This window comes from Micromonospora sp. NPDC050695 (genome assembly GCF_040654415.1).
Lineage (GTDB): Bacteria > Actinomycetota > Actinomycetes > Mycobacteriales > Micromonosporaceae > Micromonospora.
On record NZ_JBFAHZ010000041.1, the window covers coordinates 1 to 20,848 of the forward strand.

The window sequence follows — 20,848 nt, forward strand, 5'->3', positions numbered from 1 at the left end:
CTTCGTCTACGACATCCACATCGGCACCATCACACCCGGACCCTGACCGCACCCGTCACCCATCAACCCCCGACGGACTTCCGGCTCGGACCACTAAGCACCGCGTACCCGAAGTGGGGTTGCTCGCCCCGAGCTGTCGCTCAGGGGCGCCCGACCTCAGCCGACTCGGTGTTGGAATTGGACCGACGTCGCACCGTCTCCGCCCCCGCCCCCGCTCGCGGCTCCGCGTCGTCGCGCCGGCGCTGCCGGGGTCGCGACACTGGTCGCTGCTCGGTGGCCCCTTCCCCGGCGTCGATGGCCGCACCGGGTGGCGTGACCCGGCTCGCCGCGGCGTCCACGAGATCCGGCAGGTCCCGCCCGACCACCAGGGGCAGCTCCCGGGTGTGCGCGGCGAGCGGTCCCGCCTCCCCCGCCGGGTCGGCGACCCGGGCCACCCGTGCCCGTCCGGTCGCGGTTCGCGGCGCTGCGGCGCCGCGCGTCGTCGCGGGCCGCACCGTGGCGGACGGGTCCACCAGGGCCACCGGAGCGTCCGTCGCCGACGGCGTCTCCGCTCGGGTGGCGTCGGGTCGATCCGCTGTCGTGCGCGTGGCTCTGCGCGGGGCGGCCGCCGGCAGGAGCGGGGCGAGTTCCGCGTGCAGCGCGGCCCAGTCCGAAGCGCGGGGTGGGTCGGCCTGGTCGGCGGCCGACGCGGTCCGTTCCGTGGTGTCGGCGCGTGTCGTCTGCTGAGCGCCGCGGTCCGACGTCGACCGGGACCGCCGCGCCGGCGGTCGCTCGACGCCGTCCGCCGTCGGCTCGGTGGGCTGCAGAGGCTCGACGGTGTCCGCGGGCGGCACGGCAGCGGCGCTCGCGACCGCCGTCGGGGTGGCGGGGCGAACCACCGGCGCGGAGGGCGTGCCAGGTTCGAGGGTCGTGGCCGTGGGCGGCTCGGGGGCGCGAGGAAGCAGCCGCTCCGGGGCGTCGGCGAGCAGCCGCGCCGCCGATGCCAGTGCGACCGGGTCGGGTTGCCGGGACCGGCGCCACCGCCGCCGACGGCCGTGCTTCGGCAGGTTTCCGGCCAGCACCCGCGCGGGTGCCAGATCGGCCGCGATCAGCGCGGTGAGCCCGTCGTAGTCCGCGTGCTCGGCCAGCCGCCGGGCGATCTCGTCGAGGTCGTACACCGCCACGGCGATGTCCGCGGTGGTGGCGTCCAACGCTCGGGTGATCTTGCGGTGCAGCACCTTGCTGAGCGCGGCCTGCCGCCGTTCGGCGCGGATCTGCGCGCGGGCGGCGTCGAGCGAGCCGTACAGGCCGAGGCCGTAGTCGGCCTTGGCCAGCGAGCGGGCACGACGGGTCAGCCACGGGTGGCGCAACCAGTGCCCGACCGGTTCGTACGCCGGCGTCGTGGGTGGCAACTGCCGCCGGGCGCGCAGCCGGTCCCGCCGCTGGTTCTCGGTGTTCATCAGCCACACCAGATAACCGAGCAGGGACATGCCCGCGTAGAAGCCGCCTTCGAGGTGGTTGCTGTGCGCCAGCCAGTTGAAGGCGACGGCGGCGACGGCGATGCCGGCCGACAACACACGGGACAGGATCGCCTGTTCGCCGAGCCGGCGGCGCAGGTCGGCGTTCGCCAGCACCACCACGCCACCCAGCTCGAGCGCGCCGACGGCGGGCAGGGCGACGTACCACGGCATGTCGAGTCGTTCCATCGCGCCGGACACCTGACCGCCGAGGGCGATCAACAGCACGACGACGTAGAACCCGGTACGCACGACGGCGACCCGCCGCACCGCCCTGGCCAGTTCCCCGTCCCACGCCTCCGGTGGGTCGGCGGCGGACCCGCCGCCGCGTACCCCGTTGATTGAGCTTCCGCCGGTCATCTGGCTCCGGTCCGGTTCCTGGAACACGCCGAGCAGGTTCCTCTCTCACTCCGACCACGGCCGGACCGGCGCCGCGGCCGCCCCGTCCGGCGGAGTCGCGCGGCGAGTCGTACCAGAGCCGCGCTCCGGCTGCCGCCCGTCGTCCGCCGCATGCTACAGGTTCCGGGCCACGGATCGTGACGACAAGTCCATCGGCCGTCCGTACCGGTCGGCGCCCCACGCGGGCCTCGTGGCCGACATGGACAGCGCCGAATGACGCCTTCGGGGTAGAGGTGGCGGTTCCACCGATCTATTCGTGGTGTTGGTGGGACCATGGGGGACGTGGGAGCTGCGAAAACCGATATGCCTGCTATCTCGCCGCTGGTCGGCGAGCCGATCAAGCGCGTCGACGCCGAGCGACTGGCGGGGGTGCTGAAAGCACTCGCCGACCCGGCCCGGCTGCGACTTCTGAGCCTGATCCAGTCCGCTCCGGAGGGGGAGGCGTCGGTGAGTGACCTCACCGCACCGCTCGGCCTCTCTCAGCCGACCGTGAGCCATCACCTCCGGATCCTCACCGAGGCTGGCCTGATCGAACGCGAGAAGCGCGGCGTCTGGGCGTACTACAGCCTGGTGCCGTCCGCGATCGCGGCGATCGCCGACCTGTTGACGCCGCCGCGCAAACGGGCGACGAAGCGGGCCCGTTGAGCGCCTGACGGAGGACAGCCGCACGCTCCGCGGTCCGGACCGTCCCCTGCTCCTGGTGGCGCTCGGGGCCGCCGGTGGGATCGCCGCCGCCGACCGCGTCCCCTGCTGCCGTTGGTCGATCGTCGGCGAACTGACCGACCCCATCTCGGTGCGGTATCGGGCCGACACCGGGTTGTCCGTGGCCCCCGGCTGCCGCCGGCGCGACACCGGTCGGCGGATAGGCGGGACGCCCACCCGGCGTGCGCCGGGCGGGCGTCCCCCGGCTCAGCTACGCACCTGCCACTGCTGGTTCGTTCCGCCGTTGCACGACCAGAGGATGAGCTTCGTGCCGTTCGCCGTGGCGGCACCGTTCGCGTCCAGGCACAGACCCGACTGCACACCGGTGATCGTGCCGTTGGCGTTGATGGTCCACTGCTGGTTGGCCTGGCCGTTGCAATCCCAGATCACCACCGTGGTGCCGTTGCTGGTGCCCTGGCCGGAGGCGTCCAGGCACTTGGTGCCGTAGACCATGAGCTGCCGGCTGGCGGTGGAGGTCCACCGCTGGTTGGTGGCGCCGCTGATGCAGTCCCAGAGCTGGGCCTGCGTACCGTTGGTGGTGCTGGAGCCGCCGATCTCGGCGCAGCGACCCGACTGCACGCCGACGAGCTGCACGTTCTGCGGGTTGGTGCTGCCGCCGCTCTGCACGCCGGCGGCGTTGATCACCGTCTGCGCGCCCGACGGCCAACCGCCGCTGACCGTCACGTTGCCGTTGACGACGTTGCCGCGATCACCGTTGGTCACGTTCGTGCTGCCGTTGGTCGACCAGTTGTTGGTGACGGTGAAGTTGCCCATGTTCTCGGCGTACCAGTAGTTGGCGGTGGCCCAGGTGCCGGTGGAGGAGAACACGTTGTTGCGGGCGGTGTAGTAGCGGGATCCCTCGTCGAAGTAGAGCCCGAACCAGCCGTTGGTCCGCAGGCAGTAGTTCTCGTTGATGGTCCCGCCCGGGTTCGCCGACAGCGTGTAGATGCACCCACCGTCGGTCATCTGCTGCATCACGTCGTGTACGTAGTTGCCGATGACCTGGTTGTTGGCCGCGGTGGTGGCCGTCGTGTAGCGCGGCTGGTAGTTGTACAGGCCCCGGTTCGCGTAGTGCTGGCTACCGCCGGCGTCGTTGGCGCCCCAGCCGTAGCCGACCGACAGACCGGTGTACGGCATGTTGTAGACCTCGTTGTGCGAGACCAGCGAGGTGTTCACGTAGGTGGTCAGGATCGAGACGACACCTCGGTACTCCAGGCCGAGATCGTGCACCCGGTTGTTGCTGATCGTGATGTTGCGGTTGACCATCCGCTGGTCAGCAGGGTGGTGGGCGTCGGCCCGCACGCCGCCGACCACGATGCCACCGGCGGAGTTGCGGGCGATCTCGGAGCGGGTCACGGTGATGGCGCTGGCGCCCAGGCCGACGCCGCTGGCGTGGGCGTTGGCGTCGTTGCCGATGCCGATGGCCGTCTGCCCGAGGTTGACGAACTGGGAGTCACTGAAGCTGATGGTGTTGGCCGCGGAGACCTGCACGGCGGCGGGCATCTGGTTCCAGCTCGGCCGGGTGGCCTCGAACAGCGGGCAGCCCTCCTGGCAGGAGGTCAGCGCGTCGGACGGGCGGGCCCAGGTGCCGGTGATGTGCGCGCCGGTCTGCTGGTCGGCGAAACCGTTGCTGCTGCTGGGGCCGAGCCAGCTGGTGCCGGTGAACGTGATTCCGCTGAACGAGATGTGGTGCGCGGGCGCGTCGTAGGTGCCGCCGACGTTGACCAGGGACTGCAGCTGCGGCAGCTCCACGCTGACCGAGCTCATGCTCTGCCCGGCGAGCGGGATGTAGTTGAGCTGGCCGGTGCCCGGGTTGAGATACCACTCCCCCGGCGAGTCGAGAAACTCGTACGCGTTGGCCAGGTAGAACGGACCCGCGCGGTGCGGACGGGACAGGGTGTCGAACCCGAAGGTGTTGTTGTTCCAGGCGGGCTGCTGCATCGTCAGGACGTTCCCGCTGATGCTCTGCACCGGCGAGTACCGGTCGGTGAACGAGCCGACGCTCTCCACCTCGACCCGGTTCTGGTTGCCGAGGTTGTTGAGGTAGCTGAGCGCGCTGTTGCTGAACCGCATGCCGGTCGTGGTGAAGGTGAAGTCGGCACGGTTGACGGCGGTACGCGCGCGGGTGGCGACGGCCCCGTTGACGTAGAGCTGACGGGAGTCGAGCCCGGCGGGCACGGTGGCCCGCCAGATGTTCTTCCCGGAGTCGACGAGCGTCCAGCCGGTGACGGCCCGGGCACCGGTGATCGTCGGACGGGCGCCGGCGGCGGCCCGCCAGATCACCTGGTAGCCGTTGGTGCCCGAGTCGGCCGCGGTGAACCGCATCGGCGACGAGAGCCGGTAGGCGCCGTTCGCCAACTCCACGACGATGTCGCCGGACATCGAGCTGTTGATTCCTCGCACCGCGGTCTGGGCGGCGCTCAGCGAACACGGTTGGCTGGCGGAACAGGTGGTGCCGGAGCCGGAGGGTGACGCGTAGAGGGTGGTGGTGGCCGCGAGAGCCGGGGACGCCGAGGCGGTCACCGCGACCAGGGCGGTGACCGCTGTCGCGGCGGCGCCGGCCAGCAGCCGGCGCGGCGGCGGAATGGGCGAGGACACGGGACGGTGCTCCTGACATGAGGGGGCGGTGGTGGAACGCCTCAACGAGGCGGGGTCGGCGCTCGGCGGGAGGTCAGGTGAGCACCTCCCGCAGGTAGCGCAGGCCGTCGGTGGCGAGACGGTCCTGCGAGGGGGCCAATGGCCGCCAGATCGCCGCGGCGGTCGCGATGGTCTCGTTCTCCGCCGTGAACGACTCGATGCAGACCGCACCCCGGTAGCCGGTGTCGCGCAGGACGGTGAAGAACCGGGGCCAGTCGAAGTGATCCGAACCGGGAGCACCCCGGTTGGTGCCACTGACCTGGACGTGCTTGATGTGCCCGCCGGCGACGGAGAGGGCCGCGTAGGGGTCGGCCTCCTCGATGTTCAGGTGATAGGTGTCGATCATGATGCCGACGTTGGGCGGTAGGCCGTCGATCAGCTCGACCGTCTGCTCGATCGTGTTGACGACGCTCGTCTCGTAGCGGTTCAACGCCTCGACACCGATGCTCACGCCGGACTCCCCCGCCTGCTCGGCCACCGGCGCCAGAGCCCGCCGGAACTCCGCGTAGCAGGCCGCCCGAGCCGTCGGTGACATCCGCCAGGTGCGGCCGACCGAGGCGTACACCGGTCCGCCGACGCACGGCGCGCCGACGACCGCCGCGCTCGCCACACACCCCATGAGGTACGCGACGGTCGACTCCACGACGGCCGGTGCGGCGTCCACCAGGTCACGCCCGGGCGGGGTGACCGCGCAGACGCCGGCCGCGACGAGGCCGTGCGCGGCCAGCAGATCCCGGGTACGGATCGGATCCCAGTCGCCGGGCTGCTCGATCGGCAGCTCGACCGCGTCGAAGCCGAACGAGGCGATCCGTGGGATCAGCTCGGCGAGGGCCTCGTCGTCGACCGGCGAGGCCCACACCCAGGGGTTGACGCCGATGGCGTACACCGATCCCTACTTCCAGCGCTGGGGATAACCGGGCAGGTCGGTGCAGCCGCACATCGCGTAGTGCAGCGGCGGCATGTTCGCGTCGAGGTAGCGGTCCAGGTTGTCCTGGGTGATGGTCGGCTGCGGCAGCTTCCAGGGGTTGGACACCTGCTCGCCGTCGAGGATCCGCAGCGCGGCGATGATCGGCGTACGCCACTGGTAGGTCGGGTAGGTCGGCGCGATAGCGGTGAGGTTCCTGTCCTTCCAGATCTTCAGGAAGTCGAGCTGGTCCTCGCCGTTGATCGGTGGCACGGGCTTGCCGGCGTCCTGGAACGCCTCGACCGCCGCGACGGCGACCGCTCCGGCGTCCATCCAGACGCCGTCGATGGTGCCGTACCGCTGGATGTAGTCGTCGACGATCTTCTTGGTCTTCGCCGGGTCGCCGTCGGTGAACTCGACCCCGACGACGTCCACCTTCGCCTTGTCGAACGCCACCTTCGCCGCCGACCAGCGGGTCTCCAGGACGTCGACACCGGGCAGGATCCGCAGGGCGAGGACCTTACCGCCGGGCTTCATCTTCTGGCTCACGAACTCGGCGCCGACGTGACCGAAGCCGTACCCGCCGATGGGGTTGATGAACGTCACCGGGCACTTCGTGTTGACACCACGGTCGAAGACGACGACCGGAAGCCCCGCCTGGCAGGCCGCCTCGACGGCCGGGGTGAGGGTGGCGGTGGTGTTCGGCGAGACGATGAGCGCGTCGCAGCCCTTGCCGAGCAGGTCGTTGATGTCCGCGATCTGCTTCTGGTCCTTGCCCTCGGCGTCGACATGCACGAACTCCTTGATGCGACTCTTCTGCGCCTCGACCTCGGCCTGCATGGTCTTGAACCCGACCTGTCGCCACGGGTTGTTCAGGGCCGCGTTCGAGAAGCAGATCTTGTGCGGACCGCTCTTCTTGAACGTGGCGGTGTCCACCATCGTCGGGTTGAGCACCTGCTCCCACGGCTTGTCGGCCGGGCCCGTCGGCGCCGCGTCGAGCAGCGCCAACTCGCCGTCGTAGTCGGCCTGGACGAAGAACTTCGACTGCTCACCGGTGCCCGAACCGGCGGCGGAGGCGCTGCCCGAAGGGCCCGCGGCCGGTTCGTCGGTGGCGCAGGCGGTGAGGGACAGCAGGGTGAGAGCGGCCAACGCCGCCACGGAACGTCGCACTATGGTTCCCCTTATCTGGACGAAGAACGCGTTGCCGAGACCGCCACGGCGAGCAGGATGATCGCGCCCTGGACGGTCGACCTGAGGGCGCCGGAGACGCCGTAGAAATTCATGAGGGCGAACAGCAGTTCGAGGGTCAGCGCGCCGAGCATCGCGCCGATGACCGAGCCGCGACCCCCACCCAGCGCGACACCACCGAGGACGACCGCGGTGATGGCGCCGAACTCCAGGCCCGCGCCGGCCTGGAACGACACGCCGCTGTAGCCGCCCAGGAGGATCGCCGCCACCGCCGCCGCGAGGCCGCTGAGGATGAAGGCCATCGTCCGGGTACGCCAGACGCGTACCCCGCTCAGCTCGGCGGTGCGCGGGTTGTCGCCGACCGCGAGCAGCGTCCGGCCGAAGTCCGAGCGCATCACCAGCACGGCCAGCGCCGCGAGGACCAGCAGGACCAGCAGCGCGTACGGCACCCGGCCGAGCAGCGGCACGTCCTCGACGGCCCGTCGGCCGAAGCGCCGGAACTCCTCGGAGAGGCCACCCTTCGGGGCACCGTCGGACCACAGGTACACCGCGCCGACGAGGATCAGGAACATGCCGAGGGTGGTGATGAACGACGGCACCCGCAGTCGCGTGGTGATCAGACCGTTGACCAGCCCGACCACCACGCCGAAGGCGAGCAGGAGCAGCACCACCGGCCACGTACGCGCCGGGTCGCCGTCGATCAGCCGGGCCGCCACGACCACCTGAGCGGTCACCAACGAGCCGACCGAGAGGTCGAACTCGCCCGAGACGATCACGAAGTACTGGCCGGCGGCGAGCAGGATGATCGGCGCCGAACGGCCGAGGAAGGAGATCAGCGACGGCGGGGCCAGGAAGTCGGGCTGCCGGACGCCGACGAGCACCAGCAGCACCGCGAGAATCGTGAGGATCGGCAGGACGCCACCGGGGCGCACCCGCGGGAGACGCAGCGGCAGCGTACGGCGCTGAACGCTCTGCATGACTAGGCAGCCGCCTTTCGCATGGCCCGGCGGGCGTAGACGGCGACCGCGGCGATGATGATGGCGCCCCGGATCACCTGCTTGAAGAAGGCGTCGACCTCGAGCTGGTTGAAGATGGCGTCGATGCTGGCGAGCAGCAGCACCCCGCCGACCGTGCCGACGACGCCGCCGCGCCCACCGGCGAGGGCGGTCCCCCCGATCACCACCGCGGCGATCGACTCCAGGTCGTAGAGGCCCTCGGTGCCCACCCGGGGCGCGCCCGAGCCGAGCCGACTGGCGAGGTAGATGCCCGCGAGCCCGGCGCACATCGAGCACAGCACGTGCGCGGTGACGAGGATCCGGTCGTTGCGCACGCCGGAGAGCCGGGCCACCTCCGGATCCCCGCCGACCGCGACCAGATGGTGACCGAAGCGGGTCCGCGTGAGCGCGAACCAGACCGCCGCGGTCACGACGACCAGCAGCAGGAACGAGACCGGCACCGGCCCGACGCGCTGATAGCCGAGAGACTGCACGAGCGTGGGCGACGTGGTGCCGGCCGGGCCGTCGTAGCCGTTGTCGAGGTATCCCTTGAGCAGCAGCCCGACGCCGAGGGTCGCGATGAACGCGTTGACCCGGAGCTTGGTGACGAACAGCCCGTTGAGCAGCCCGACGCCGGCGCTGACGGCCAGCGCCAGGCCCATCGCCGGCAGCACCGCGCCGTCGCTGCCGTTCATCGTCTCGGCGGCGACGAGTGTGCTGAGGCTGATCACGTACGCCACCGACAGGTCGAGCGAACCACCGAGGATGACCAGGGTCTGGCCGACGGCGACGAGCCCGAGACCGGCGGCGACGTGCAGCAGACTCACCGTCGTGGACTGGTTGAAGAGCTGACCGCCGTCGACCAGGACGACCAGCCAACCGATCGCGAGGGTGAGGGCCAAAGCCACGAACACCCCCGGTACGGGACGCCGGGCCGGCAGAAGCGACAGGGCGGTCACCGAAACATCTCCGTTCGCGACTGCGGGGCTCGCAGACCCGGCTCACTCCTCGCGCTCACGCGGCAGCCTCTCGTACGGTGCCGACCGCCAGGGCGACGACCTCCTCCTCGGTCGCGCCGGCGGGCAGCTCGCCGGCGACCCGGCCGTCGCGCATGACGACGATCCGGTCGCTCATCCCCAACAGCTCGGGCAGGTCGGACGAGATCATCAACACCGCCGCGCCGTCGCGGGCGAGGCGGCGGACGAGATCGTGGATGGCCGACTTCGCGCCGACGTCGATGCCCCGGGTCGGCTCGTCGAAGAGCAGGATCCGCGGGTTGAGCGCGAGCCAGCGAGCCAGGACGACCTTCTGCTGATTACCGCCGGAGAGGAAGCGGATCTCCTGGTCGTCGCCGGCACCCCGGATCTCCACGGCGGCGAGCAGCTCACGCGCTCGAAGCGTGCGGGCGGCGCGACCGGAGCGGGCCGCGAAGACGGCCCGGCTGGCGAGCAGCGCGTTGTCGAGCACCGACTGCCGGGGCACGATCCCCTCACCCTTGCGGTCCTCGGTGACGTAGGCGATGCCGGCCCGCATCGCGGTGCGGGGTGAGCGCAGTCGAACCGGCCGGTCGTCGAGCGTGACGTCGCCGGTCGTGAACGGCGACACTCCGAAGATCGCACGGGCCAGCGCGGACCGTCCGGAGCCCTGGAGGCCGCCGATGCCGAGCACCTCGCCGGCGCGCAACTGGAGATTGACGTCCCGCAGCTTCCGGTTGCCCACGTCGCGAAGGTTGAGCCGCACCGGCCCCCGGTCCTCGGGGGCCGCCCGGTCCGGGTAGTAGCTGGACAGCTCCCGGCCGACCATGTGCCGCACCAACTCGTCGGCGGTGGTGTCCGCGGTGTCCACCGTGGTGACCCGCCGGCCGTCCTTGAGGACGGTGATCCGGCCGGACAGGTCGAAGACCTCGGTGAGCCGGTGTGAGACGTACAGCAGGCCGATGCCCCGCTCCTGGAGCCGGCGCACCAGCCCGTAGAGCAGCTCGACCTCGTGGTCGGCCAGCGCCGCGGTCGGCTCGTCCATGATGAGCAGCCGTGCGTCCAGGGCGAGCGCCTTGGCGATCTCGACGACCTGCTGCTGCGCGACGCCGAGCCGCCCCACCCGGGCGTCGGCCGGCAGGGTGGTCTCGCCGATCGAGGCGAGCAGTCGGCTGGTGCGGTCGAGCATCGCCCGACGGTCGACCAACCCCCGGCGGACCGGCTCGTGCCCCAGGTAGACGTTCTCCGCGACGGTGCGCTCGGGCAGGAGGTTGAACTCCTGGTGGATGATGCCGACCCCGGCCCGCTGCGCGTCGCGCGGGCCACGGAACACGCGCGGCTCACCGGCGAGTTCGACGGTGCCCTCGTCCGGGACGTACCCGCCCGACACGATCTTCATGAGCGTCGACTTCCCGGCGCCGTTCTCACCGACGACGGCGTGGACCTCGCCCGGCACGACATCGAGGTCGACGCCGTCGAGAACGCGTACCCCGAGGAAGGACTTGCCGATGCCCCGCAGCGTGAGCAGCGGCGCCGGCCGTGGGTCTGACATCCAACAACCCTCACAGATAGTAGTTATCGACAGGTTCCAGCACCGCGGTCCGGCGGGTCCGAGGCATCGCACGGCGAACTTTCGTAGCCATCGACAGAGACTTATGTTCGCGCGTTGCGAACATTCCCTTGACATCGACGAAACATCACACGTATGAAGATAGATGTTTGGATGCGGGTCCGCAATCCTCGACCGGGGCTGATTGCCAGGGCCGTCACTCGATCGACAGTGGCACCGCTGCGATCGGGTCGATCGCGTGCGACGTCAACCGGGCACGACGTCGGACGTCACTCCATTCATTGACACTCATCTATTACTAGCTCATCCTGGCCTCGTGGACCACGGGACGAGAACCACAGCCGACATCACGCTGTGTGACGTCCTGCGGGTCTGACTGCCGTTTCGGCGAACGGCACGAGGACAGACCAGCGCACTCGTTCCCCGCCTGCGTACGGGCACAACCCGACGCACCCGCGGGGTCCGTGGTCGCACTCGTAGGTGCTCGCCCAATTGAGGAGACGGCATGCGTCGCAACACATTGATCATGGCAGTGATCACCGGCCTGTTACTGGCGCTCGGACTCGCCCCGCCAGCGTCGGCGGCCCCGGCCTTCCGCGCCCTGCTGTTCACCAAGACCGCCGGCTACCGGCACGACTCGATCCCCGCCGGGATCAGCATGTTCCAGCAACAGGCGGCGGCGAACAACTTCGAGTTGGTGGCGACCGAGGACGCGAGCGTCTTCACCCCGGCCAACCTCGCGACCTTCGACGTCATCATCATGTTCCAGACCTCCGGCATGGTCTGGACGTCGGCGGCCCAGCGCCAGGCCGTGGAGGGTTACCTGGCCAGCGGCAAGGGCATCGTCGGCGTGCACAACGCGACCGACATGGGCATCGAGTCCGAATATCCGTGGTGGGACCAGACCGTCAACGGCGGCGCCCACATGCCCGAGCACTCCCCCGGCGTGCTGGCCGGCACCGCCATCGTCGCCGACAAGCAGCACCCGTCGACGGCCGGCCTGCCGGACCGTTGGAGCCGCAGCGAGGAGTGGTACAACTTCGACACCAACCCGCGCGGCAACGTGCACGTGCTGGTGACCGCCGACGAGCGCACCTACAACCCCGGATCCCGGGCGATGGGCCCGGACCACCCGATCTCCTGGTGCCGCAACACCGGCGGCGGACGGGTGTGGGCCACCGCGATGGGCCACGCGATCGAGTCGTACAGCGAGACGAACTTCCGCAACCACGTCCTGGGTGGCGTCCGGTGGGCCGCCGGCAACGTCCCCGGCGACTGCGGCGGCACCGTGTGGGGCAACTTCGAGAAGCGCACCCTCGACGACAACACCGTCGACCCGATGGCACTGGCCGTGGCGCCGGACGGACGGGTCATCTACGTCCAGCGCGGCGGACAGGTGAAGATCTTCAAGCCCTCCACCAACAGCACCGTCACCGCGGCCACGCTGAGTGTCTATACCGGAGGCGAGGACGGCCTCACCGGCATGGCGCTGGATCCGAACTTCGCCAGCAACGGGTACGTGTACCTGTACCACTCGCCGGCGAGCAGTACGACCGACGTCAACCGGGTCTCCCGCTACACCCTCAGCGGCGACACGCTGAACCTGTCCAGCGGTGTGACCATCATCGACATCCCGGCGTACCGTGACCGGACCTTCCCGGAGCCCGGGCACACCGGCGGTTACATCGACTTCGGCCCGGACGGCAACCTCTACATCGGCACCGGGGACGACACGCCGCCGAACCTGGACCCCAACTGGCAGGGCTACGCACCGCTGGACTGGCGCTCCGGCAAGGCCAACCTCGACGCCGCCCGCAGCGCCGGCAACACGAACGACCTGCGCGGCAAGCTGCTGCGGATCCGTCCCTCGGCCAGTGGCGGCTACACCATCCCGACGGGCAACCTGTACCCCCAGGGCACGGCGCAGACCCGTCCGGAGGTCTACGCGATGGGCTTCCGCAACCCGTTCCGCTTCTCGATCGACCCGGCCAACGGCTGGGTCTACCTGGCCGACTACGGGCCGGACCGCAACCCGCCCACCACCAACCGGGGCCCCGAGGGCCTGGTCGAACTCAACGTGATCAAGTCAGCCGGCAACTACGGCTGGCCGTTCTGCCACGGCGACAACCAGCCCTACGCGCCGTTCAACCCGGACACCGGTGTCGTCGGCGCGAAGTTCAACTGCAACGCACCGGTCAACAACTCGCCCAACAACACCGGTCTGACCAGCCTGAAGCCGGTCGTCGCACCGAACATGTGGTACGGCTACGGCACCTCACCGACCTTCCCGGAGCTCGGCTCCGGCGGCTCCGCGCCGATGGGCGGGCCGGTCTACCGGTACGACGCGGCGAACCCGTCCGCGACGAAGTTCCCGCCCTACTACGACGGCGTGCACTTCTTCTACGAGTGGTCGCGCAGCTACATCAAGGAGGTGCACTTCGACTCGGCCACAGCGGTGACCCGGACCAACCCGTTCCTGCCGGGTGGTGGGTTCAACAAGCCGATGGACATGGAGTTCGGCAAGGACGGCTCGCTCTACCTGCTGGAGTGGGGCACCAACTTCGGCGGCGGCAACAGCGACTCCGGGCTCTACCGGATCGACTACATCCAGGGCGGCCGGTCGCCGATCGCCAAGGCCACCGGCACACCCACCAGCGGCACCGCGCCACTCACCGTCCAGTTCAGCAGCGCCGGCACGGCCGATCCGGACCCGGGCAACACCCTGAGCTACCTGTGGACGTTCGGCGACGGCACCATCTCGACGGCCGCCAACCCGTCGAAGGTGTACACCGCCAACGGCAACTACACGGCGCAGTTGAAGGTCACCGACAACACCGGTAAGACCGGCTTCGCCAACGTCCAGATCACCGTCGGCAACAGCGCGCCGGTGGTCACCATCACCACACCGGGCAACGGCGGCATGCTCACCTTCGGCGACCAGGTGTCGTACCAGATCACCGTGACCGACCCGGACGGCGGGACGGTCGACTGTTCGAAGGTGCTCCTCAACCCGGCACTGGGACACGACGACCACGCGCACGAGACCACCGAGTATCCGGGCTGCTCCGGCACCATCTCCACCGACCTGCTCGGCGGGCACCCTGACGGCGCCAACCTGTTCTACGTGTTGAACGCGCGGTACACCGACAGCGGTGGCGCGGGCGGCGCGGCCCCACTCACCGGCACCGCGCAGGCGATCCTTCAGCCCAAGCACAAGCAGTCCGAGTACTTCAGCAGCCAGTCGGGCATCCGGGTCGTCGACCAGGCAGCCGCGGAGAGCACCAAGCGCGTCGGTGACATCTCCAACAACGACTGGATCGCGTTCAGCCCGATGAACCTGTCCGGTATCTCCACGGTCAGCTACCGGCTGTCGTCGCCGTCCGGTGGCGGCTCGATCGAGCTGCGCGCCGGCTCGCCGACCGGCACGCTGCTCGCCACCACCTCGGTGCCCAGCACCGGTGGCTGGGACAACTACCAGTCCACGGCACCGGTGAGCGTCTCCGCCATCGGCGGGACGCAGACGCTCTACATGGTGTTCAAGGGCAGCGGCAGCAACTGGTTCGACCTCGACTCGCACACCTTCGCCGGCGCCGGCGTCGGCGTGCCCGGCACCGGCACCGGCACCGGTGTGGCGGGGAAGACCTGGACGCTCGCCGCGCAGCACAGTGGCAAGTTGATGGACGTCAGCGGCGTCTCCACCGCCGACGGCGCCCAGATCAACCAGTGGGCGGCCACCGGGGCCAACAACCAGAAGTGGCAGGCCGTCGACGCGGGCAGCGGCGCGGTCTACCTCAAGGCCGTGCACAGCGGAAAGTGTGTCGAGGTGATCGGCGGCTCCACCGCGGCGGGCGCCTTCCTCCAGCAGGCCACCTGCAACAACAGCAACCAGCAGAAGTTCACCGCGACGGCCACGGGAACGTCCGGGGTCTACACGGTGCGCAACGTGCAGAGCGGGCTCTGCGTGGACGTCAACGGCGCCGCCACCACCGACGGCGCGCGACTGTTGCAGTGGACCTGCCACAGTGCCACCAACCAGCAGTGGAGGTTCACCCAGGTGTGACGCGACCGCGACCAGCACGGTGACGACGCCCCGGTCGGGGCCGGTGTCCGACGATCGGAGCCGGCCCCGGCCGGGGCGTCACCGTAGCCGCAGGCGACGCGGGAGCGCTGATGTCCTCACGACGCCGTCGACCCGTAGACACGACAAGCCGTGTCGCCCCAGATCCCGGCCCGGTCACCTGCGCGGGGGCCACCACCCACCATCTCGGCCAGCGCGTCCACCCACCGCTGGTAGGAGCTGGCGAGCAGGCACACCGGCCAGTCGGAGCCGAACATCAGCCGGTCCGGTCCGAACGCGTCGAGCGCGTGGTCGACGGCCGGTCTGAGGTCGTCCGTCGTCCAGTGTGACCGCTCCACCTCGGTCACCAGGCCGGAGAGCTTCGCCGTCGTGTTGGGCGAGGCCGCAAACGCCCGCAGGTCTCCGATCCACTCCGTCATCTCCGGACGGCCCAGCGCGGGCTTGCCCAGATGGTCGAGGACGAAGCTGACCTCCGGCAGGTCGTACACCAGCCGCGTGGCCATGGGGAGCTGGTGCTGGCGGACCAGCAGATCGAAGACGAGGCCGGCGGCTCCCACCGCCGCGATCCCCCGGCGGACGTCCGGGCGGTCCAGGTACGCCGGGTCGGTCTCGCCCTGCACGAGGTGCCGGATGCCGACGAGGCGGTCGCCGCCCCGCGCGGCCCGCAGGCGCGCGATGCGCTCGGCGGTGTCGTCGGCCGTCAGGTCCACCCAGCCGACCACCCCCTGGACGAGGCTGTCGTCGGCGGCGACGCCCAGCAGGTGCACCGTCTCCGCCTGCGAGGCGATGGACTGCACGACGACGGTCGCGGTGACCCCGGCCGCCCGGGCCAGCGGCGCGAGGTCGACGGGCTCGAAGTCGGCGTCGATGGCCGCCATGGTCACGGGGTCGATCCACGGCTGCGGGTGCCGCGCCCGGACCCAGAGGTGGTGGTGCGCGTCGACGATCCCGGCCCGCCCGGGTGCCTGCCCGGCCGTCATCGGCCGAGCCAGCCGCCGTCGACGGGCAGCACGACGCCGTTGACGTAGTCCGACGCGGCCGATGCCAGGAACACGGTGGCACCGCCGAGATCGTCGGCGCGACCCCATCGGCCGGCCGGGATCCGGGCGAGGATCGCTGGTTCACGGTCGGGATCGTCGCGCAGTGCCTGGGTGTTGTCGGTGGCGATGTAGCCGGGGGCGATGGCGTTGACGTTCACGCCGTGTGCCGCCCACTCGTTCGCCAGCGCCCTGGTGAGCCCGGCAACGCCCGATTTCGAGGCGGCGTAGCCGGGGACGGTGATGCCGCCCTGGAAACTCAGCAGCGACGCGGTAAAGATGATCTTGCCGTGGCCGCGCTCGACCATCGTCCGGCCGATCTCCCGGCTCAGCACGAACTGACTGCTCAGGTTGACCTCGATGACGTGGTCCCACATCTCGTCCGGGTGCTCGACGGCCGGGGTACGGGCGATCGTGCCGCCGTTGTTCACCAGGATGTCGATGGGCCCGAGCGCGGTGAGGTCGGCGGCCAACCGGTGCACGGCCGCCCGGTCGCCCAGGTCCGCCCGCAGGGCGGTGAACCGGCGGCCGGCGGCACGCACCCGGCGTTCCACCTCACTTCCGTCCGCTTCGAGGTGCGCGGAGACGCCGACGACGTCGGCTCCGGCCCGGGCCAGCGCCTCGGCCATGGCGAGGCCGATGCCGCGCCGGGCCCCGGTCACGACGGCGGTCCGTCCGGACAGGTCGAAGAGTGTCGTCACCGGTTGTCCTCCCGCAGATCGAGCAGCACCTTCATCACGCCGCCGCCCTCCAGCGCCGTGAACGCGGCGGTGGCCGCCTCGACGGGCTCGACCCGGGAGATGAGCTCCCGCGCCGGGATGGCGCCGGAGGCGACCAACCGGATCGCCTGGACCATGTCGTCGCGCTGGTAGAGACGGGCACCGAGCAGCTCCAGTTCACGCCAGAAGAACCGGTGCAGGTTGACCTCGCGGGGCTTGGGATGGATCGCCACCATCACCAGCCGGCCCCGGGTGGTGAGGACGTCGACCGCCGTGGCGACGCCCGGGGCGGAGCCGGAGACCTCGAAGGCGACATCGGCGCCCGCCCCGTCGGTCCGGTCGTTGACCAGCGCCACGACGTCGGTCGTACCCGGATCGACGGCCTCGACCCCGATCCTGCCCGCCACCTGGCGACGGAACGGGTCCGGTTCGACGAGGAGCACGCGCGCGCCGCGGCCCTGCGCGACGGTGGCGATGAGGACCCCGACCGGTCCACCACCGACCACGACGACCTGGTCGTCGGCGGTCACGTTGCCCCGTCGGACGTCGTGCACCGCGACCGCGACCGGCTCGACGAGCGCCGCGTGGTCGAGCGGCAGGTCCGCGGGCAGCGGCAGGACCAGATCCGCCGGCACGGTCCAGGACGACTGCATCGCCCCTGGCGAGTCGATGCCGAGGAAGTTCATGTCGTGGCAGATGTGGGAGAGCCCGCGCCGGCAGGCGGCGCACCGTCCGCAGGGCCGGGTCGGCAGCACGGTCACGGCCTGGCCGACGGTCCAGCCGGTGACGTCCTCGCCGACGGCCGCGATCCGCCCGGACATCTCGTGTCCGATGATCGCGGACGCGCCGACCCGCGCGTCCATGTCCCCGTGGTAGATGTGCAGATCGGTGCCGCAGATCCCGGTGTAGGCCACCGCGATACGCACCTGGCCGCGCCCCGGTGCTTCCGGGTCACGTTCCTCGATCCCGAGGTGCCGCGCCCCCCGGTAGACGACTGCCTTCATCGATCCTCCGTCTCGGCGGTCGGTACGCCGTTCGTCCCGACCGGGCGTGGTCGTGGGTACACCGCCGTGGCGGGGCACCCACGCTCCCTGTTCTGGTGGTCAGCTCACGCCGTCTCAGCGGCGCGCGGTGGGCGACACCTCGTGGTGCGAGTTCAACGGCACCACGGGGACCTTCCGGGCGGAGATGCCGTCGACGGCGGCCAGCAGCCGCCGTCCGGCCCGCTCCGGCCGGACGTTGGGGCTCTCGGCCGTCTGCACCTGCGGGCGACGGTTGGCCGTCCGGATCCGGTCCTCGTCGACCCGCACACCCAGTCCGGGTGAGTCGCCGAGGACGAACGCGCCATCCTCGACGTGCAGGTCGATGGAGACGCCGACCGGTGGATGCAGATCCTGCAACTCGCTGGTCAGGTGGTTCGGCACCGACGTCGCGGCGTGCAGCAACCCGACCGGGCTGTTGCCGATCGGACTGACCGGCAGGTCGTAGGCGTGCGCCAGGGCGGATGTCCGCAGGAAGTGGGTGACCCCCCAGACGGCCGCCATCTGGACGATGTCGACCGCGCCGGCGGCGATCAGCGGCCGGTACTGTTCGAGCCCGGTGAGGTTCTCCCCGGTGGCGACCGACGCGCAGATCCCCCGGCCGACCGTCGCGTGCCCCTCGGCGTCCCAGCGCCGGACCGGCTCCTCGATCCAGATGAGGTCCAGGCTCCGTTCGAGTTCGCTGACGTGCCGGACGGCCTGCTTGCGGGTCCACGCCTCGTTCACGTCGAGCATCAGACCCGGCCGCAGCCCGTGCCCGGCCTCGGTCAACACGTCCCTGACCAGACCGAGGCGGTGCCGGTCACGCTCGATGTCGAGACCGCCCTTGAGCTTCGCGGCCCGCAGGCCGTGACTGGCGTAGACCTCGTACTCGGCGACGAGTTCGTCGTCGGTGAGCCCGATGTCCAGGCCGGAGGCGTAGGCCGGGACTAGCCGGTCACGTCCGCCCAGCAGCCGCCACAGTGGCTCGCCGGCGGCCTGCGCCTTGATGTCCCACAGGGCGGTGTCCAGGGCGCCGATGGTGCCGAACACCGGGCCCGCGTGACCGGCCTTGAAGGTGTGCCGCAGCATCCGGTCGTAGAGGGTCGTGACGGCGCGGGGATCTTCGCCCTCGATGGCCGCGAAGATCCGCTCGATCTCGACGTGTGGCCCGAGGCCGACCCCCGAGATGCCCTCGTCGGTCTCGACGATGACGATCGACACCGGGACCACCCCGTCGGCGAAGACGCCGTTGGCATCGCCGACTGGCCGCCCCCATTCCTGGACAGTGGCGAGTGTCCGATATCCAATGATCCGCATGTCAACCCTTCGTGGAACCGGCGGCTACACCGTCGGCGATTTGGCGCTGGAGGAACAGGTAGACCAACAGGACGGGTATCGCGGCGATCAGAACTCCCGAGGCGAAGGTCGGGATGTTGTCGGAGTACTGCCCGCGCAACGAAGTCACCCCGATCATCAGCGTCCGGTGCTCGGCCGAGGGCATCATCACCAGCGCCATGAGGACGTCGTTCCAGCAGAACAGGGCGTTGAGGATGCCCACCGACAGCAGCGCCGGAGTGCCCAGCGGCAGCATGATCCGCCGGTACACGCCGTAGACGGTGTTGCCGTCGATCCGCGCGGCGTCGACGATCTCCTTCGGGATGCCCCGGTAGTAGCTGGTCATCAGAAAGACGGTGAAGGGCAGGAACTGGGCCACGTAGACGAGCACCAGGCCGGGGTACGTGTCGATGAGCGCGGTGTCGGCCATGATCCGGGCGAGCGGCACCATGATCACCTGGAACGGGATGAAGAGTCCCGCGAGGCAGCCCAGGAACAGCGCCGACGAGCCGCGGAACCGCAGCTGGCTCAGAGCGAATCCGGCCATCGACCCGAACAGGAGCAGCAGGACCACCGACGACGTCACCACGAGCAGCGAGTTGGCGAAGTAGCGGCCCATGCCGACGCTCGTCCATGCCGTTTCGATGTTCTCCCACCGCAGGGCGTCGGTCAGGCCGAACCGGTCGAGGATGTAGTCCCGCCGGGTCTTCATCGCGACGTTGGCGGTGAACAGCAGGGGGTAGATCGTCGCCAGCGCGAGCAGCGACATCGGGATGGCGATCAGCCACCGTCCCAGGCGCAGGCCGGACATCAGTCCTCCCTCCCCGATCGTTCGAGCAGTTTGATCTGCAACAGCCCCACCACGAGCATGATCACGAAGAGGATCGTGGACGCGGCCGACGCGAGAGCCGGACGGTTCATCTGGCCCTGCTGGATCCAGATGTAGTACTCCGGCAGGTACGTCGACCCCTCCGGCCCGCCGTTGGTCATGACGAAGAGCAGGCCGAACATCGAGGTCAGCATGCCGATCATCGTGGTCACGAAGACGAACTGGATGGTGCGGGAGAGGCTCGGGACGATCACGTGCCAGATGACCTGGGGCAGCGAGGCGCCGTCCACCCGGGCGGCGTCCAGGAGCGCCGCGTCGAGAGTGGCGAAGCCGGCGAGGAACACCACCAGGGCCATGCCGAAGGTGGCCCAGATGTGCACGCCGACCACCATGAACATCGCGATGTCCGGGTCACCGAGCCAGTCCACCGGTCCGACGCCGAACGAGCCGAGGATGGCGTTGAGGGGGCCGTCGAAGGCGAGCAGCAGGTTGAAGATCGCGCCGACGATGACCGGGGACAGCACCGCGGGGAAGAAGTAGACGCTGCGGTAGAAGCGGTGACCGGGCACCCGGAGGTAGATGAACGTCGCGAGCAGTCCGGGGATCGCCACCGCCACCGGAAGCAGCACCACCAGCAGTCCGACGTTGCTCAGGGCGGTCCGGAACAGGTCGTCGCCGAACAGCTCGCGGTAGTTGCCGAATCCGACCGCCGTCCCGTTCTGCGCGCCGTCGCCGGTGAAGGAGAAGTTGACGCCGAGGATCAGCGGGTAGAGCCGCAACAGCACGATGATCAGGACGGCCGGGGCGACCAGGACGTAGGGGGCGAGGCGTTCGGCCCTCAGGTCCCCACCGGTGCGCCGGGGACGTGCGCCACCCCGATGTGCGGCGGGGGTGGCCCCCGGCCCGCCGGCCCGCCCGGCCGAAGCCGGACGGACCGACGATCGAGTGTTTCCGATCGGCACG

At 70.3% G+C, this 20,848-nt stretch carries 15 protein-coding genes; 2 read left to right on the top strand and 13 right to left on the bottom strand.

Annotated features, from left to right (window positions below):
* Positions 1 to 140: 140 nt before the first annotated feature.
* The gene (locus tag AB0H52_RS24325; protein ID WP_151489710.1) at positions 141 to 1,883 is read right to left on the bottom strand and encodes a hypothetical protein; all 1,743 of its coding nucleotides are present in this window, start codon (positions 1,881 to 1,883) and stop codon (positions 141 to 143) included.
* A gap of 315 nt (positions 1,884 to 2,198) precedes the next feature.
* On the opposite strand from AB0H52_RS24325, the gene AB0H52_RS24330 reads away from it, so the two are divergent.
* Positions 2,199 to 2,540 carry a metalloregulator ArsR/SmtB family transcription factor gene (locus AB0H52_RS24330; RefSeq protein WP_151489731.1) on the top strand — a complete coding sequence of 114 codons (342 nt, stop codon included), beginning with the start codon at positions 2,199 to 2,201 and terminating at the stop codon, positions 2,538 to 2,540.
* 264 nt (positions 2,541 to 2,804) lie between these two features.
* Here the strand turns inward: AB0H52_RS24330 and AB0H52_RS24335 are convergent, their stop codons facing one another.
* The 6 genes from AB0H52_RS24335 to AB0H52_RS24360 form a co-directional block, all read right to left on the bottom strand.
* Complete coding sequence (locus tag AB0H52_RS24335) at positions 2,805 to 5,195, bottom strand: RICIN domain-containing protein (RefSeq protein ID WP_225854439.1); 2,391 nt, start codon at positions 5,193 to 5,195, stop codon at positions 2,805 to 2,807.
* Between the two features lie 73 nt (positions 5,196 to 5,268).
* Complete coding sequence (locus tag AB0H52_RS24340) at positions 5,269 to 6,120, bottom strand: sugar phosphate isomerase/epimerase family protein (RefSeq protein WP_357950179.1); 852 nt, start codon at positions 6,118 to 6,120, stop codon at positions 5,269 to 5,271.
* A 6-nt stretch (positions 6,121 to 6,126) separates the two neighbouring features.
* On the bottom strand, positions 6,127 to 7,308 hold the full coding sequence (locus AB0H52_RS24345; protein ID WP_357950182.1) for an ABC transporter substrate-binding protein: 1,182 nt from the start codon (positions 7,306 to 7,308) through the stop codon (positions 6,127 to 6,129).
* 11 nt (positions 7,309 to 7,319) lie between these two features.
* On the bottom strand, positions 7,320 to 8,303 hold the full coding sequence (locus AB0H52_RS24350) for an ABC transporter permease (RefSeq protein ID WP_357950185.1): 984 nt from the start codon (positions 8,301 to 8,303) through the stop codon (positions 7,320 to 7,322).
* Between the two features lie 2 nt (positions 8,304 to 8,305).
* Entirely contained in the window at positions 8,306 to 9,280 is a 975-nt protein-coding gene (locus tag AB0H52_RS24355) for an ABC transporter permease (protein WP_278122151.1), read from the bottom strand.
* A gap of 55 nt (positions 9,281 to 9,335) precedes the next feature.
* Positions 9,336 to 10,847, bottom strand: coding sequence for a sugar ABC transporter ATP-binding protein (locus AB0H52_RS24360; protein ID WP_151489713.1), 1,512 nt, complete (start codon positions 10,845 to 10,847; stop codon positions 9,336 to 9,338).
* Positions 10,848 to 11,370: 523 nt separating this feature from the next.
* Here AB0H52_RS24360 and AB0H52_RS24365 point away from each other — a divergent pair.
* Positions 11,371 to 14,925 (top strand): ThuA domain-containing protein, encoded by a 3,555-nt coding sequence (locus tag AB0H52_RS24365; protein ID WP_357950188.1) that lies wholly within the window; start codon positions 11,371 to 11,373, stop codon positions 14,923 to 14,925.
* 116 nt (positions 14,926 to 15,041) lie between these two features.
* Here AB0H52_RS24365 and AB0H52_RS24370 read toward each other — a convergent pair whose 3' ends face one another.
* The 6 genes from AB0H52_RS24370 to AB0H52_RS24395 all read right to left on the bottom strand — a co-directional run bounded on the left by AB0H52_RS24370 (position 15,042) and on the right by AB0H52_RS24395 (position 20,847).
* Entirely contained in the window at positions 15,042 to 15,923 is an 882-nt protein-coding gene (locus AB0H52_RS24370) for an amidohydrolase family protein (RefSeq protein ID WP_357950191.1), read from the bottom strand.
* Positions 15,920 to 16,681, bottom strand: coding sequence for a 2-dehydro-3-deoxy-D-gluconate 5-dehydrogenase KduD (kduD, locus tag AB0H52_RS24375; protein ID WP_151489716.1), 762 nt, complete (start codon positions 16,679 to 16,681; stop codon positions 15,920 to 15,922). Before kduD ends, AB0H52_RS24370 begins: the two co-directional genes overlap by 4 nt.
* Positions 16,678 to 17,703 carry an alcohol dehydrogenase catalytic domain-containing protein gene (locus tag AB0H52_RS24380; protein WP_151489717.1) on the bottom strand — a complete coding sequence of 342 codons (1,026 nt, stop codon included), beginning with the start codon at positions 17,701 to 17,703 and terminating at the stop codon, positions 16,678 to 16,680. The genes kduD and AB0H52_RS24380 overlap by 4 nt, the downstream gene beginning before the upstream one ends.
* Positions 17,704 to 17,817: 114 nt before the next feature.
* Positions 17,818 to 19,038: a mandelate racemase/muconate lactonizing enzyme family protein gene (locus tag AB0H52_RS24385; RefSeq protein WP_151489718.1), complete on the bottom strand. Its 1,221-nt coding sequence runs from the start codon at positions 19,036 to 19,038 to the stop codon at positions 17,818 to 17,820.
* Position 19,039: 1 nt separating this feature from the next.
* The gene (locus AB0H52_RS24390) at positions 19,040 to 19,867 is read right to left on the bottom strand and encodes a carbohydrate ABC transporter permease (RefSeq protein WP_151489719.1); all 828 of its coding nucleotides are present in this window, start codon (positions 19,865 to 19,867) and stop codon (positions 19,040 to 19,042) included.
* Positions 19,867 to 20,847, bottom strand: coding sequence for a sugar ABC transporter permease (locus AB0H52_RS24395; protein WP_192580253.1), 981 nt, complete (start codon positions 20,845 to 20,847; stop codon positions 19,867 to 19,869). Before AB0H52_RS24395 ends, AB0H52_RS24390 begins: the two co-directional genes overlap by 1 nt.
* Position 20,848: the final 1 nt, after the last annotated feature.

What these genes read in the sequence shown, in the direction of transcription:
- AB0H52_RS24330 (WP_151489731.1), top strand. Translation starts at nt 2,199, where the DNA reads ATGCCTGCTATCTCGCCGCTGGTCGGCGAGCCGATCAAGCGCGTCGAC.
- AB0H52_RS24365 (WP_357950188.1), top strand. Translation starts at nt 11,371, where the DNA reads ATGCGTCGCAACACATTGATCATGGCAGTGATCACCGGCCTGTTACTG.
- AB0H52_RS24350 (WP_357950185.1), bottom strand. Translation starts at nt 8,303, where the DNA reads ATGCAGAGCGTTCAGCGCCGTACGCTGCCGCTGCGTCTCCCGCGGGTG.
- AB0H52_RS24370 (WP_357950191.1), bottom strand. Translation starts at nt 15,923, where the DNA reads ATGACGGCCGGGCAGGCACCCGGGCGGGCCGGGATCGTCGACGCGCAC.
- AB0H52_RS24360 (WP_151489713.1), bottom strand. Translation starts at nt 10,847, where the DNA reads ATGTCAGACCCACGGCCGGCGCCGCTGCTCACGCTGCGGGGCATCGGC.
- AB0H52_RS24380 (WP_151489717.1), bottom strand. Translation starts at nt 17,703, where the DNA reads ATGAAGGCAGTCGTCTACCGGGGGGCGCGGCACCTCGGGATCGAGGAA.
- AB0H52_RS24390 (WP_151489719.1), bottom strand. Translation starts at nt 19,867, where the DNA reads ATGTCCGGCCTGCGCCTGGGACGGTGGCTGATCGCCATCCCGATGTCG.
- AB0H52_RS24385 (WP_151489718.1), bottom strand. Translation starts at nt 19,038, where the DNA reads ATGCGGATCATTGGATATCGGACACTCGCCACTGTCCAGGAATGGGGG.